The organism is Amycolatopsis sp. NPDC104863 (assembly GCF_055582965.1).
On the sequence record NZ_JBVJOW010000005.1, the window covers coordinates 279573 to 294147 of the forward strand.

Here is a 14575-nt window from a genome sequence, read left to right on the forward strand (position 1 = left end):
CCCGCGTGACAAGAATATGAAAACCCTTGTATGGCAACGAGAATCGTCAGTAGCTTCGGAAAGGACCCCTTCGATGAGGAAGTCCGCATGGCGCTGCTGACCCGGTTTTCGCTGCCGCTCGTGCTGGTGCTGACCGCGTTCTCGCTGGGTGCGGCGGAAGCCGCGCCCAGCGAGCCGGCAGCTCAGCCGCAGGCCGCGGCCACCCAGATCCCCTTCGGGTTCACCCTCGGCGACGCGCAGCAGCCGACCACGAGCCACGTGGCCAAGCTCGGGTCCGACATCGCCTTCCCGCCGGGCACCTTCGACGGCGCGCTGGGCGGCCTCACCAACACCGTGCCGATCACCGGAAAGCTGAGCATTCCGCCGACGTCCGGCTACTTCGTGGCGTTCCGGTTCATGGCCACCACCGGCCGGGTCGAGATCGTCCCGGACGGCGACGCCACCGGCACGGCGACCGTGCACACGGGCAAGGACAAGGACTGCAAGGCCACCCAGACGAACATCTGCGCCGACACGAACGTGACCGCGAATGTGTTCATCAAGCTCTCCGAGGTGAAAGTGGACGGCCGGACCCTGGACGTCGGGCCGGACTGCCGGACCGCGGCCCCCGCGGCGGTGACCATCAAGGCGCTGGTGCCGATCTCGCTGCCGGCCCCGCCGGTCAAGGTGACCTCCACCTTCACCGCGCCGTCCTTCGCGGGCTGTGTCGGGCATGAAGACGTCAGCCGGCTGCTGACCGGTCTGGTTTCGGGGCCGGGCAACACCTTCGTCTCGAACCTCACGCTGCGCTGCTTCAGCACCGGGTGCAAGGCATGACGATCCAGGTGCAGCAGCGGGCGGCGAACGGCCTGCGCGAGTTCGGCCGCATGTGCGCGATGGGCCTCGACATCATCCTCGCGATGTTCCGCCGGCCGTACCAGGTCCGCGAGTTCGTCCAGCAGTTCTGGTTCATCGCCAGTGTGTCCATCGCGCCGGCGATCCTCGTCTCGATCCCGTTCGGCGCGGTGATCTCGCTGCAGCTCGGCTCGCTCACCAGCCAGATCGGCGCGCAGCAGTTCAACGGCGCGGCGAGCGTGCTGGCCGTCGTCCAGCAGGCGAGCCCGATCGTGACGACGTTGATCATCGCCGGCGCCGGCGGGAGCGCGATCTGCGCCGACCTCGGCGCACGCAGCATCCGCGAGGAGATCGACGCGATGGAGGTGCTCGGCGTCTCGCCGATCCAGCGGCTGGTCGTGCCGCGGGTGCAGGCGGCGGTCTGCGCGTCCGTGCTGCTGAACGGCCTGGTCAGCGTGGTCGGGGTGCTCGGCGGGTACTTCTTCAACGTCATCATCCAGGGCGGCACGCCCGGCGCGTACCTGGCCAGTTTCAACGCCCTCGCGCAGCTGCCCGACCTCGTCGTCAGCTCGGTCAAGGCGGTGATCTTCGGCTACCTCGCCGGGGTGGTCGCCTCCTACCGCGGGCTGAACCCGAAGGGCGGCCCCAAGGGCGTTGGTGACGTCGTGAACCAGTCCGTCGTCATCACCTTCTTGTTGCTGTTCTTCGTCAACACCGTGCTCACCGCCCTGTACCTGCAGCTCGTCCCGGCGAAGGGAACCTGAGTGACCAGCCTGCTGCGCAAACCCGGCAACCGGCTGTTCGACCTCGGCGACCAGCTGCTCTTCTACGTCCGCGCGCTCGCCGCCGTCCCGCTCGCGGTGACGCGTTACTTCCGCGAAGTGGTGCGGTTGCTGGCCGAGGTCACCTTCGGCAGCGGCGCGCTCGCGGTCATCGGCGGCACCATCGGCGTGATGGTCGGGCTGTGTGTGTTCACCGGGGTCACCGTCGGCCTGCAGGGCTTCAGCGCTCTGAACCAGATCAACATCTCCGCGATGACGGGGTTCCTGACGGCGTACTTCAACACGCGCGAGATCGCGCCGCTCGTCGCCGGGCTCGCGCTGTCGTCCACTGTGGGCAGTGGGTTCACCGCGCAGCTGGGGGCGATGCGGATCTCCGAGGAGATCGACGCGCTGGAGGTGATGGCCGTGCGGAGCATGCCGTACCTCGTCACCACGCGGATCGTCGCCGGGTTCATCGCGATCGTCCCGCTGTACGTGATCGGGCTGCTGATCTCGTATCTCGGCTCGCGACTCACCACAGTGGTCTTTTTCGGACAGTCGGGCGGCACGTACGACCACTACTTCACGTTGTTCCTGCCGCCCGGCGACGTGCTGTGGTCGTTCGGCAAGGTGCTCGTCTTCAGCGTCGGCGTGATCCTGACGCACTGCTTCTACGGCTACCGCGCGTCCGGAGGCCCGGCCGGGGTCGGCGTCGCGGTGGGCCGCGCGGTGCGGACGTCGATCGTGCTGATCAGCGTGCTCGACCTGTTCCTGTCGCTGGCCATCTGGGGCGCGACGACCACGGTGAAGGTGTCCGGATGAGCCGGTTCCGCACGCAGCTCGCCGGGGTGGTGTTCCTCGGGGTCCTGGTCCTGCTCGGTTATCTCGCCGTGGCGATCTACAACAAGGACTTCGACGACTCCGAGCTCGTGACGCTGCGGGCCGACCGCGTCGGCAACCAGCTCGCCCCGACCGCCGAGGTGAAGGTGAAGGGTGTGCCGTTCGGCGAGGTCCGGGCGGTGCGCAGCACGGGCACGGGCGCCGAGATCGACCTCGCGCTCGACCCGGCGAAGATCGGGATGCTGCCCGAGAACGTCTCCGCGCGGCTGCTGCCGAAGACGGTGTTCGGCGAGCGGTACGTCAACCTCGTGCTCCCGAACAGTCCACAAGGCACTCTGCGCGGCGGCGACGTCATCGCGCAGGACCGGTCGTCCAGCGCCATCGAGCTGGAACGGGTGCTCGGTGACCTGCTGCCGCTGCTGCGCGCGGTCCAGCCGCAGAAGCTGAACAGCTCGCTCGGCGCGATCTCGCTGGCGCTCGACAACCGCGGGAAGCCACTGGGGGACAGCATCGTGCAGCTGCAGGACCTGCTCGGCCGGGTCAACCCGCTGATGCCGCAGTTCAAGGCGGACATCACCGGGCTGGCGAACGCGGCCGACGTCTACACCGGCGCCGCGCCGGACATCCTGCAGGCGCTGACCGACCTCTCGACCACGGCCAAGACCATTGTGGACACCCGCGCCGACCTCGACAACCTCTACTCGAGCGTCACCGGCGCGACCGGGCACCTGAACGACTTCCTCCGGAAGAACAAGGACAACATCATCGGCGTCTCGGCGGCGAGCCGGCCGTCGCTGGAGCTGCTGTCGCAGTACTCACCGGAGTTCCCGTGCCTGTTCGACGCGGTGAACCGGCTCAAGCCCCTGATGGAGAAGGCCCTCGGGAAGGGCACGAACGAACCGGGCCTGCACGTGACGCTCACCGTCCAGGACCCGCGCGAGAAGTACGTGCCGGGCCGGGACACCCCGAGGTTCGACGCCACCGGCGGGCCGAAGTGCTACGGCGGCGGGGCGGCGGCGTCCGGGGCGACCGACGGTGACCTCGGCCCGGCGAACTCCCCGGGCGAACGGCAGCTCGTCGCGGAACTGCTCAAGCCCACGCTGGGTGCCGTGCCGGACTGGAGCAGTGTCCTGATCGGACCCGCGCTGCGCGGGACGGAGGTGACCGTCCGATGAGGAGCGTCACCGGGCCCGCGATCAAGGGCCTGATCTTCTTCCTGGTCACCGCGGTCGCCACCGGGATCCTCGCGATCACCATCGCGAACTCCAGCGTCGGCGCCACCATCGGCTACGTCGCCCGGTTCACCGACGCGACGTCGGTCAACCCCGGTGACGAGGTCCGCATGGCCGGCGTCCGGATCGGCCAGGTCGACGACGTGCACGTCGTCGAGCACCGGCTGGCCGACGTCACCTTCGCCGTCGACCGGGCCCACCGGCTCACCGCGGCCGCCTCGGTCACCATCCGCTACCGCAACCTGGTCGGCCAGCGGTACCTCTCGGTCGACCCGGGCGCGGCCGACACGTCGCCGACGCTGGCCGAAGGTGCGCTCATCCCACCGGACAAGACCACACCGGCGCTCGACCTGACCGCGTTGTTCAACGGCTTCAAGCCGCTCTTCCAGGCGCTGTCGCCCAACGACGTCAACCAGCTGTCGTTCGAGATCATCCAGGTCTTGCAGGGGGAAGGCAGCACGATCGAGAACCTGCTGCGGCACACGGCGTCCCTCACGTCCACTTTGGCCGGGAAGGACCAGGTCATCGGCCAGGTGATCGGCAACCTCAACACCGTGCTCGACACCGTGAACGCCCAAGGTGACCAGTTCGACGCGCTGGTCGACACCACGGCGCAGCTGGTCACCGGCCTGGCCGCGGACGCGAAGCCGATCGGGCAGGCGATCGGCGGGCTCGGCGAGCTGACCACCGCGACGGCCGGGCTGCTCCAGGAAGGGCGTCAGCCGCTCAAGGACAGCATCACCGCGCTCGGCGACCTGTCGAAGAACCTGGCCGACAACACGCCGGTGTTCCAGCAGTTCGTCGACAACCTGCCGAAGAAGCTCGACCGCATCGGCACGCTCTTCTCCTACGGCTCGTGGGCGAACTTCTACCTCTGCTCGGTGCAGACCGACGCGAAACCCGCGCCGGGCGGGCCGCCGCCGGGCATCCCCGTGACCGCCGGGAGGTGCCGGTGAAACCGCCCCGCATCAAGCCGTTCCGCAGCCGCGACCCGATCGCCGTCGGCACGGTGACCGCGCTGGTCATGGCCCTGATCGGCAGCGCGACGTTCTTCTCCGACGACCTGCCGCTCATCGGCGGCGGGACCACGTACAAGGCGGAGTTCCACGAGGCCGCCGGGCTGAAGCCGAACGACGAGGTCCGGGTCGCCGGGGTGAAGGTCGGCGAGGTCAGCGACGTGCGGCTGGCCGGCGACCACGTCGAGGTGCTGTTCCGCGTCAAGGACACCTGGGTGGGCAACCGGACGACCGCGGCGATCAAGATCAAGACCCTGCTCGGGCAGAAGAACCTGGTGCTCGACCCGGTCGGCAACGGCGAGCTGAACCCCGGCCAGCCGATCCCGGTCGACCGGACCAGCTCGCCCTACGACGTCACCGACGTCTTCAACGACCTGGCGAGCACGGTCGGCGCGATCAACACCGACCAGCTCGCGCAGGCGTTCCGCACCCTGTCGGACACCCTCGGCGCGTCGGCGCCCAGCGACGTCCGGACCGCGTTCGACGGCATCGCCGCCCTGTCGCAAACGCTTGCGTCCCGCGACGAGGAGCTGGTCAAGCTGTTCCGGAACACCAACCAGGTCTCGAAGACGCTCGGGGAGCGGTCCGGCCAGATCCAGGCGCTGATCCGGGACGGCTCCACGCTGCTCACCGAGCTCAACGCCCGCAAGGACGCGATCGCGAAGCTGTTCACCGGCATCAAGGACCTCTCGATCCAGCTGCGCGGGCTCGTCGCGGACAACCAGCAGACCCTCGGCCCGGCGCTCGCCCAGCTCGACCGCGTCGCCACCGTGCTCCAGCAGAACCAGGGGAAGCTCGAGGACAGCCTGCGCCTGGCCGGCCCGTTCTACCGGCTGCTCGGCAACGCCGTCGGCAACGGCCGGTGGATCGACACCTACATCTGCGGGCTGGTCCCGACCGGGACCACACCGGGCAGCTGCCTGCCGCCGAAGAACGGGGGACGCTGATGGCGCACCAGCTGATCGACCTCGGCGCCCGGACCCGGCGTCGCACGCGGATCCGGGCGCTCGTGCTCGGAGTGGTGCTCGCGTTGCTGGTCACGGCGGTGTGGCCGCTCGCGACGGCGCCGGGCGAGCGCACGCTGACCGCGTACTTCACCGCCGCCGTCGGCATCTACCCCAACTCGGACGTCCGGGTGCTGGGTGTCGCGATCGGGTCGGTGTCCAAAGTGGAGCCGAACGGGACCGACGTCAAGGTGACGATGACCCTGCGGCCGGACGCGCAGCTGCCCGCGGACGCCGGCGCCGTGGTCATCACCCCCAGCCTGGTCGCCGACCGGTACGTCCAGATCACGCCCGTCTACCGCGGCGGGCCGGAGCTGGCCGACGGCGCGTCGATCCCGCGCGAGCGCACCGCGACCCCGGTCGAGGTCGACGACCTGCTGCACAGCCTCAACCAGCTGATGTCGGCGCTCGGGCCGCAGGGCGCCAACAAGGACGGCGCGGTCAGCGACGTGCTGACCAAGTCGGCGGAGTACCTCGACGGCAACGGGAAGACGATCGGCGAGGCGATCAAGAACCTCGGCGAGTTCGCCCGCACGGCGAGCGACTCCAAGGACGACCTCTTCACCTCCGTCGACAACATCAGCAAGTTCACCGCGATGCTCGCCGCCAACGACGGCCAGGTGAAACAGGCCATCTCGCAGATCGCGTCGCTCAGCAAGGTGCTCGCCGACCAGCGGGACCAGTTCTCCGGCGCGCTGACCGAGCTGACCCAGGCACTCGGGGTGGTGCAGGGGTTCATCAAGGACAACCGCGGCCGGGTGCAGTCCGATGTGGACAAGCTGGCCGGCGTAACGAAGGTGCTCGTCAACCAGAAGGACTCTCTGGCCGAAGGCCTCGACGCGGCGCCGAACGCGCTGACGAACCTGCTGGGCGCGTACGACCAGGCGACCGGGACCATCGACGGCCGCGGCAACCTGCTCGAGTTCGCGGAGCCAAAATGAAGTCGGTGCTGAAACTCGCCGCGGTGGTGACCCTCGCGCTGGTCACCACCGGCTGCGGGCGCGGGGTGAGCGTCTACGACATCCCGCTGCCCGGCGGCGCCGCGCTCGGCGACCACCCGATCCACGTCACGGCGAGCTTCACCAACGTGCTCGACCTGGTGCCGCAGTCCGGGGTGAAGGTCGACGACGTGCCGGTCGGGCAGGTCGTCAAGGTGGAGCTGGCGCCGGACGGGCACAGCGCGCTCGTCGACCTGCTGCTCAACGGCGACGTCGCCCTGCCGGGCAACGCCGTCGCCCGGCTGCGGCAGGCCAGCATCCTCGGGGAGAAGTTCGTCGAGCTGGCCCCGCCGGACGACGCGACGCCGTCCGGCCGGCTCCTCGACGGCGCGGCCATCCCGCTGGACCGGTCCACGCTGACCCCGGAGATCGAGGAGGTCTTCGGGGCCTTGTCGTTGCTGCTCAACGGTGGAGGGGTCGCGCAGGTCCAGAACATCAGCCACGAGCTCAACGCGGCACTCGGCGGCAAGGAGACGGCGGCGCGCAGCCTGCTGTCCAGTTTGGACACCTTCGTCCAGGGGCTCGACGAGCACCGGACCGAAATCACCCGTGCCATCGAGAGTGTCAACAAGCTCGCGGAGACGCTCAACGCGCACACCGACCAGATCACCACGACGCTGAACGGCCTGACCCCGGGCATCGGCGTCCTCAACCAGCAGCGGGAGGCGCTGGTCGGGATGCTCAAGTCGCTGGACGGGCTGACGTCCGTCGCCGTCGACACGGTGAACAAGAGCAAGGACGACCTCGTCGCCGACCTCAAGGCGCTCGAACCGCTGCTGCGGCGGCTGGCCGACTCCGGGGACAAGCTGCCCAAGGCTATGGAGATGATCTTCACCTTCCCGTTCCCGGACGCCGCGCTCGACACGATCCGCGGTGACTACCTCAACGGGTTCCTCAAGGTGGGCCACTGATGCTGACCCGGTTCGTGCGTGTCCAGGTGACGGCCTTCGTGGTCATCGCCGTGCTCGGCGTCGCCTATGTCGGGGCGACCTACGCGGGCCTCGACAAGGTGTTCTTCGACCGCGGGTACACGGTCAAGGCGCAGTTCCCGACCGGGGGCGGCATCTTCACGAACGCCGAGGTCACCTACCGCGGGGTGCCGATCGGCCGGGTCGGCGAGCTGCGGCTGACCCCGGCGGGGATGGAAGCCGACCTCGAGATCGACTCCGGCACCACGCCGGTCCCGGCCGACACCGAGGCCGTGGTCGCCGACCGGTCGGCGGTCGGTGAGCAGTACGTCGACCTGCGGCCGCGGGTCGACGGCGGGCCGGAGCTGCACGACGGGTCCGTCATCACCCAAGCCGACACGAAGATCCCGCTGCCGGTCGACGTCGTGCTGTCTACAGTGGACTCCTTCGCCGCGTCGGTGCCCAAGCCCGCGCTGCGCACGGTGGTCGACGAGCTGTACAACGCGACGTCCGACGCCGGCCCGGCGCTCGACCAGCTGATCGGCCGCGGCATCGAGTTCGTGCAGGCGGCGAGCGCGCACGTCGCGCCGTTGACCCGGTTCGTCACCGACGCGCACACGGTGCTCGACACGCAGGTGCAGCAGGCCGACGCGATCCGCAGCTTCGGCGCCAACGCGAAGCTGCTCGCGGCGACGCTCAAGCAGTCCGACGGGGACCTGCGCAGCCTCATCCCGGCGGTGCCCGCCGCGGCGAACGAAGTCGGCGCGCTGATCCGCGACTCGGGGCCGCAGCTGGGTGTGCTGCTGGCGAACCTGCTCACCACCGCGGACGTGCTCGAAGCCCGCCGGGACGGGCTGCGGCAGCTGCTGGTCACCGCGCCGCAGGCGGTCGCCGCAGGCAGCGCGGTGGTGCGCGCGGACGGCGCCCACTTCGGACTGTCGCTGACCTTCTTCGACCCACCGCCGTGCACCACCGGGTACACGACGCCGTACCACAACGGCCTCGACACCTCGGTCCGCCCGCTGAACACGGCCGCGCGCTGCGCGCTGCCGAAGGGCGATCCGACCAACGTGCGGGGTTCGCAGAACGCACCGGGAGGACGGCCGTGAGGATCTTCGTGTGGGTGGCCGCGGTCGTGACGACCGTCGTGGCCGGCTGGTCCGGGTTCACCTGGTGGCAGGCGGCGCACGACGACGGCGTCGCGCGCGCGGTCGTCCGGGAGGAAGCCCTGCAGGCGGGGCGGACCGCCGTCGCCGGGCTGACCACTTTGGACTACCGGCAGGCGGCGCCGGGGTACCAGCACTGGCTGGAGCTGTCCGGCGGCGCGTTGCACGACGAGCTCGCGGCCGACCGCCAGGGCAGTCTCGACCGGATCGCGCAGGCGAAGACCGTCACCACCGGCAAGGTCACCGACGCGGCGGTGACCGAAGTGGACACCGGCGCGGGCACGGCCAAGCTGATCGCCGCGGTCGAGCTGGTCGTGACCCCGGACGGCGGCGACGCCGTGACCAAGCGCAACCGCTTCCAAGCCGACCTGACCCGCGGGCCCGACGGCTGGCACGTCACCGGGCTCGGCCAGGTCCCGACCGGGGAGGCGCCATGACCACGCCGACGAAGAAGCGCCTGGTGAAGGTCGCCGGGCGTCACCACGACCCGGCGCCCGAGCCCGAAGTTCCGGTGGTGAAGGCGAAGCGCCGGGTGCCGTGGGTGGCCGTCGTGGCTGTGGTGGTCATGGCGGGGCTCGCCGTGTGGTTCACCCTCGAGGCACGGGACACCAACGCCGTGGTCGCCCACAACACGGCGCTTTCCGACGTCGCGGGCACGGCGGACGCCGGGAAGCAGGTCAGCGCCGCGCTCGGCACGGTCTTCTCCTACCGCTACGACGACCCGGCGAAGAGTGAGCAGGCGGCGAAGGAGCTGCTCAGCGGGCCGGCGCTCGCCCAGTACGACCAGCTCTTCGGGCAGGTCCGCAAGCTGGCCGTGGACCAGAAGCTCGTGGTCACCTCGACCGCCGTCGTGTCCGGGGTGAAGCTGCTCGACGGCGACCGGGCGGCGCTGCTGGTGTTCCTCGACCAGACCGGCACCCGGGGGGACGGGCAGCAGAGCACCGGCGCCGCCCAGCTGAGCGTCACGGCCGAGCGGGTCGCCGGGAAGTGGCGCGTCACGGGGATGTCCGCCGCGTGACCGTCACTCCGTCCGAAGAGGACACGGCGGACGGCCGGCGATGACCGGGCCGGAAGAGCTGCGCCGGTGGCTCACCGAGCGGATCGCCGGGCTGGCCGGGCTGCCGGTGGAACTGGTCGACGCGGGTGTGCCGCTCGCCGAGCTGGGACTGTCGTCGCGGGACGCCGTCACCGTGGCCGCCGAGCTCGGCGAACGGCTCGGCCGGGTCCCTGACCTGGGCCTGCTGTGGCGGTATCCGTCGATCACGGCGCTGGTCGAGGCGCTGGAGGTGGGGTCCCCGCCCCTGCACCGGTCCGGTGATCCGGTGGCGGTGATCGGCCTCGGCTGCCGCCTGCCCGGCGGCGTCGAGTCGCCCGACGCGCTGTGGCGCGCGCTGCTGGCCGGCGCCGACGTGACCGGCCCGGCACCCGCCGACCGCCGTCCGTGGTTCCCGGCCCGCGGGGCGTTCCTCGCCGACGTCACCGGGTTCGACACCGCCTTCTTCGGGATCGGCACGGCCGAAGCCGCGGTGATGGACCCGCGGGAGCGGATCGTGCTGGAGGTGGTGTGGGCCGCGTTCGAACACGCCGGGATCCCGCCCGGAACCGTGCGCGGCAGTCGCACCGGGGTGTTCGCCGGGGCCGGTGGTGGCACGGCGTCGATGATCGCGAACCGGGTGTCGGACCGGTTCGACCTGCGCGGGCCGAGCCTGGTCCTGGACACGGCGGACTCCGCGTCGTTGGTCGCCGTGCACCAGGCGGTCCGCGCGCTGGCCGCGGGGGAGGCCGATCTGGCGCTGGCCGCCGGGGTCCACCTGCTGCTCACACCGCCGGTCGTCGCCGAGGGCGTGGTGCCGGGTGAGGGCTGTGGCGTTGTGGTGCTGAAGCGGCTCGCCGACGCGCGCCGTGACGGTGACCGCGTGCTGGCCGTGATCCGGGGCAGCGCCGTCGGCTCGGCCGGCCGGGCCACCGGGTCGGCTGCGCAGGAACAGGTGCTGGCCGACGCGCACGCCGTCGCGGGCTCTAATCCGTCCACTGTGGACTACGTCGAGACGCACGGGGCGTCGCCGGACGAAGCGCAGGCTCTCGACGTGGTGCTCGGCCGCCACCGCGACCCGCTCCGGCCGTTGCTGCTCGGTTCGGCCAGCGCCGACTTCGGCACCGCGGCCGGGATCCTCGGGCTGGTCAAGGTGGTGCTGGCGCTCTGGCACGGGCGGCTCCCGCGCTTGACTGGACTGTCCACCGTGGACTGGCCCCGGTACTCCGGCACTGCGCGTGCCGGTGTCTCGGCGTTCGGCCTCGGCGGGACCGGCGCGCACGTGGTGCTCGAAGAATGGCCGAGGCCGCTTGAACCCGCGTCGCCGGGCTCGCGGTGGAACGGCCGGCCGCAGGTGTTCACGGTGTCGGCCCGGTCGGAACCGGCCCTGCGCCGCCGGGCCGGTGACCTGGCCGACTGGCTCGCCGGACCGGGCCGGACCACCGCGCCGGGTGACCTGGCCGCGATGCTCGCCCGGCGCCGGGAGCAGTTGCCGCTGCGGGCCGCCGTCGTGACGTCGTCGCGGGCCGCCCTCGCCGCGGGCCTGCGGGCGCTTTCCGGCGGTGAGACCACAGTGGACGTCGTGCGGGGCACGGCCGGGCGCGAGCTGCCGCGCCCGGTCTTCGTCTTTTCGGGGGACGGCTCGCAGTGGCCGGCGATGGGCCGCCGGCTGCTGAGCGCCGAACCGGAGTTCCGTGCCGCGGTCGCCGCGCTGGAGCCGTTGTTCCTGGCCAAGGCCGGGTTCTCGCTGCGGGGCGCGCTGCGGCGGCCGCGGGACCTCGGTGATCCGGCGACGGTCCGGCCGCTGCTGTTCGGCAAGCAGGTCGCCCTGGCGGAGTGGTGGCGGGCGCACGGTGTCGAGCCCGCGGCCGTGCTGGGCCACTCGACGGGTGAGGTCGCCGCGGCCGTGGTCGCGGGCGCGCTGGACGCCGGGACGGGCCTCGATCTTGTTGTCGCCCGGGCGAAGCTGCCCTCCAGCGCGACGGTCGTCGTCGAGCTGTCGGCGGCCGAGGTCGAGGCGCGGTTCCCGCGGGTCACGGTCGTCGTGTACGACTCGCCTACGCGGTGCACGGTCAGCGGTACTCCTGAGGATCTCGCTGCTTTGGTGTCTCATGTGGAGAGTCTTGGTAGGACGGTGACACCTGGCACGGCGGATTTCCCTGCTTTTGAAAAGGTTCTCGAGCGGTTTCGGGCCGAGCTGGGGGCGCTGCGGCCCCAGGCACCGACGACCACGTGGTATTCGAGCGTGCTCGACGACCCGCGTGCCGTGCCCGCGTTCGACGAAGATTACTGGGTTTCCGCCCTGCGTGGCCCAGTCCGGTTCAGTCAGGCGGTCGCCGCCGCGGTTGCCGACGGGCACCGTTGGTTCGTCGAGATCTCCCCGCACCCGATCGCGCTCGCCGCCGTCGAAGAGACCGCGGGCGAGGTGCGGACGCTGGCCACGCTGAGCCGTCGTCACGGTCAAGAAAACGCTTACGCGCGCTCGCTCGCCGAGCTGCACACCGCCGGGCACCCCGCGGTGCTCGATCGGAGGTACCCGGAGGCGCCCGTGCTCGACCTGCCCCCGCCGCCATGGACACACCGGACGTTCCGGCCGCCGCGGCGGGACGACGGGCACCCGCTGCTCGGCACTCGGGTCGAGGTGCCGGACGAGGGTCGCCACCTGTGGCAGGCGGTGATCACGCCGGACGCGCCCGCGTGGCTCGGCGAACACCGGGTGCACGATGTGCCGGTGTTCCCGGCGACCGGGTTCCTGGAGCTCTTCCTCGCCGGGGCGCGCGAGCTGCTCGGCACCCACCGCGTCCGTGTGGACGGCCTCGAAGTCCACCGGATGCTCGCGGTGACCGGCGAAACCGTGCTCAGCACGGAGATCCGGGCCGACGGCACGGCGGTCGTACGGGCCAAGGCGGGGTCGGGCTGGGTGCGGCACGCGACGGCGTGGGTGTCGGCCGACGCGGAACCGCCGCCGGTCGCGCTGTCCGAAGTGGACGGTGTCAGCCAGGTCTCCGCCACGGTGACGCCGTCACCGCCGGGTTACGCCCTGCACCCGGTCCTGGCCGACACCTGCCTGCAGGTGCTGGCCGCGGCGCGTCCGACCGGCCCGATCGACCTGCCGACGGGGTTCGGCCGGGTCCGTCTGCTCGGTGATCCGCGCCGGGGCGTGCGGTGCGAGGCGACACCGGCGGGCGGTGTGGTCCAGCTGATCGCGGCGGACGGCGAGGTGGTGGCCGAGTTCGGCGACGTCCGCCGCCAGGCGCTCGGGGGTGTCCCGCTCGCCGCCCGCGCGTTCACCACGACCTGGCCCGAGGTGCCGCTGACGATCAACGCCGTCCCGCGACCGAGCTCCTGGCTGTTGCTCACCGACGAACATCCGGCCGCGCTCGGCCGGGCCGTCGCGCTGGCCGTGGCGTTGGCCGAAGCCGGTGATGAGGCGCTTTCCCTGCCCCAGGACGACCTCGACGAGCTACCCGGGTTCCTGACCGGCCGGCCGGTGCGCGGCGTTGTCTTCCTCACCGGCGCGCCGCACGCGTACCACGATCCGGAAGACGCCCGGGACCTGCTGCGTTCGCTCCTCTCAATAGTGACCCGACTCGGTCCCGGCGTCCGGTTCCACCTCGTCACGCAGTCGAGCGGTGAGCCGGGAATGGTGGCGTTGCGCGGCTTGGTGCGCGTGCTCGCCTTCGACCGGCCGGGACTGGGGGCGAGCCTGGTCGACTTCGACGCGCGGTCCACTGTGGACGTCCTGGTGCGCGAGCTGCGCTCGGACGCACCGGACGACGAAGTGCGCTGGCGCCACGACGTCCGGTACGCGGCGCGGCTGGCCCGGGTGCCGCTCGTCGACGGTGTGGCGGCCGGGCCGGGCGCCTACATCGTCACCGGCGGGTTCGACGGGCTCGGCCTGGCCACCGCACGCTGGCTGGCGAGCCACGGCGCCACCCGGATCGTCCTTTCCGGACGGCGGGGTGCGGTGGTCGAACTGTCCGGAGTGGACGTCGTGGTCGACGTGGGCGACGTCGCCGAACCCGGTGTCGCGGACCGGCTGGTCGCCGCCGCCGTCGCGGACGGTCTGCCGCTGCGGGGGATCGTGCACGCGGCCGGGGTGCCCACCGACGACGTCGAGACGGCGTGGCGGCCCAAGGTGCTCGGCGCGCGCCGGCTGCACGAGGCGACCGCCGACACCCCGCCGGACTGGTGGCTGCTGTGTTCGTCGTCGGACGCGCTGTTCGGCTCACCGGGGCGGACGGCCACGGCGACGGCGGACGCCTGGCTGGACGCGTTCGCGGCGTGGCGCCGGTCGCGGGGACTGCCCGCGACGGCCGTGAACTGGGGCCCGTGGACGGCGGACCCGGTGCTGGAGCCGATGCCGCTCGCCGACGCCCTCGACGCCCTGCCCGCCGTGCTCGCCTCGGACCTGCCGTCGGTCGGGATCGCGCGGCTCGGCGCGGGGCCGCTGCCGGAGCGGCCGTTCTTCTCGGCGCTGACGCCGTCACCGACGATGTACGAGCGGCTCGCCGGCCTCCTCGCGCGGCTGCTCGGCTGCCCGCCGGTCGAGGTGACCGGCGACGTGCCGCTGATCGACCTCGGCCTCGACTCCCTCACGGCCAACCACACGCGGGCCGCGGCCGAGCGCGAGCTGGGGGTCGAGCTGCCGGTGTCCCTGCTGCTGCGCGGCGCGACCCTGGACGATCTCGCCGAGCACGTGACGGGCGCTCCGCACGACGACGCCGAGCGGCCGGAGGTGACACCCAGCCGTGACCGGGGAGGAATCACGTGTGATTGAGCG

General features: G+C 71.6%; 12 protein-coding genes. All 12 read left to right on the plus strand.

Annotation, left to right across the window (positions count from 1 at the left end; translation table 11 throughout):
* Positions 1-87 precede the first annotated feature (87 nt).
* From ACZ63J_RS28200 to ACZ63J_RS28255, 12 genes are read left to right on the plus strand one after another with little or no spacing between them, the layout of a single operon-like run.
* Positions 88-816, plus strand: coding sequence for a hypothetical protein (locus ACZ63J_RS28200; protein ID WP_465402018.1), 729 nt, complete (start codon positions 88-90; stop codon positions 814-816).
* Positions 813-1598 (plus strand): MlaE family ABC transporter permease, encoded by a 786-nt coding sequence (locus ACZ63J_RS28205; protein WP_465303245.1) that lies wholly within the window; start codon positions 813-815, stop codon positions 1596-1598. The genes ACZ63J_RS28200 and ACZ63J_RS28205 overlap by 4 nt, the downstream gene beginning before the upstream one ends.
* Positions 1599-2417: an MlaE family ABC transporter permease gene (locus ACZ63J_RS28210; RefSeq protein ID WP_465402016.1), complete on the plus strand. Its 819-nt coding sequence runs from the start codon at positions 1599-1601 to the stop codon at positions 2415-2417.
* Positions 2414-3610 carry an MCE family protein gene (locus ACZ63J_RS28215; RefSeq protein ID WP_465402014.1) on the plus strand — a complete coding sequence of 399 codons (1197 nt, stop codon included), beginning with the start codon at positions 2414-2416 and terminating at the stop codon, positions 3608-3610. Before ACZ63J_RS28210 ends, ACZ63J_RS28215 begins: the two co-directional genes overlap by 4 nt.
* The gene (locus ACZ63J_RS28220) at positions 3607-4623 is read left to right on the plus strand and encodes an MCE family protein (protein WP_465402012.1); all 1017 of its coding nucleotides are present in this window, start codon (positions 3607-3609) and stop codon (positions 4621-4623) included. Before ACZ63J_RS28215 ends, ACZ63J_RS28220 begins: the two co-directional genes overlap by 4 nt.
* Entirely contained in the window at positions 4620-5630 is a 1011-nt protein-coding gene (locus ACZ63J_RS28225) for an MCE family protein (RefSeq protein WP_465402011.1), read from the plus strand. The genes ACZ63J_RS28220 and ACZ63J_RS28225 overlap by 4 nt, the downstream gene beginning before the upstream one ends.
* The gene (locus ACZ63J_RS28230; protein ID WP_465402009.1) at positions 5630-6628 is read left to right on the plus strand and encodes an MCE family protein; all 999 of its coding nucleotides are present in this window, start codon (positions 5630-5632) and stop codon (positions 6626-6628) included. Before ACZ63J_RS28225 ends, ACZ63J_RS28230 begins: the two co-directional genes overlap by 1 nt.
* Positions 6625-7596 carry an MCE family protein gene (locus ACZ63J_RS28235; protein ID WP_465402007.1) on the plus strand — a complete coding sequence of 324 codons (972 nt, stop codon included), beginning with the start codon at positions 6625-6627 and terminating at the stop codon, positions 7594-7596. The genes ACZ63J_RS28230 and ACZ63J_RS28235 overlap by 4 nt, the downstream gene beginning before the upstream one ends.
* Positions 7596-8702, plus strand: a complete 1107-nt coding sequence (locus tag ACZ63J_RS28240) for an MlaD family protein (protein WP_465402005.1) — start codon at positions 7596-7598, stop codon at positions 8700-8702. The genes ACZ63J_RS28235 and ACZ63J_RS28240 overlap by 1 nt, the downstream gene beginning before the upstream one ends.
* Entirely contained in the window at positions 8699-9196 is a 498-nt protein-coding gene (locus tag ACZ63J_RS28245) for a hypothetical protein (protein WP_465402003.1), read from the plus strand. Before ACZ63J_RS28240 ends, ACZ63J_RS28245 begins: the two co-directional genes overlap by 4 nt.
* On the plus strand, positions 9193-9777 hold the full coding sequence (locus ACZ63J_RS28250; protein WP_465402002.1) for a hypothetical protein: 585 nt from the start codon (positions 9193-9195) through the stop codon (positions 9775-9777). Before ACZ63J_RS28245 ends, ACZ63J_RS28250 begins: the two co-directional genes overlap by 4 nt.
* 40 nt (positions 9778-9817) lie before the next feature.
* Positions 9818-14572, plus strand: coding sequence for an acyltransferase domain-containing protein (locus ACZ63J_RS28255; RefSeq protein ID WP_465402001.1), 4755 nt, complete (start codon positions 9818-9820; stop codon positions 14570-14572).
* Positions 14573-14575 lie beyond the last annotated feature (3 nt).

Excerpts from the sequence above, each read along its gene's own strand:
- ACZ63J_RS28235 (WP_465402007.1), top strand. The coding sequence starts at position 6,625 with ATGAAGTCGGTGCTGAAACTCGCCGCGGTGGTGACCCTCGCGCTGGTC.
- ACZ63J_RS28250 (WP_465402002.1), top strand. The coding sequence starts at position 9,193 with ATGACCACGCCGACGAAGAAGCGCCTGGTGAAGGTCGCCGGGCGTCAC.
- ACZ63J_RS28200 (WP_465402018.1), top strand. The coding sequence starts at position 88 with ATGGCGCTGCTGACCCGGTTTTCGCTGCCGCTCGTGCTGGTGCTGACC.
- ACZ63J_RS28220 (WP_465402012.1), top strand. The coding sequence starts at position 3,607 with ATGAGGAGCGTCACCGGGCCCGCGATCAAGGGCCTGATCTTCTTCCTG.
- ACZ63J_RS28215 (WP_465402014.1), top strand. The coding sequence starts at position 2,414 with ATGAGCCGGTTCCGCACGCAGCTCGCCGGGGTGGTGTTCCTCGGGGTC.
- ACZ63J_RS28205 (WP_465303245.1), top strand. The coding sequence starts at position 813 with ATGACGATCCAGGTGCAGCAGCGGGCGGCGAACGGCCTGCGCGAGTTC.
- ACZ63J_RS28230 (WP_465402009.1), top strand. The coding sequence starts at position 5,630 with ATGGCGCACCAGCTGATCGACCTCGGCGCCCGGACCCGGCGTCGCACG.
- ACZ63J_RS28255 (WP_465402001.1), top strand. The coding sequence starts at position 9,818 with ATGACCGGGCCGGAAGAGCTGCGCCGGTGGCTCACCGAGCGGATCGCC.
- ACZ63J_RS28240 (WP_465402005.1), top strand. The coding sequence starts at position 7,596 with ATGCTGACCCGGTTCGTGCGTGTCCAGGTGACGGCCTTCGTGGTCATC.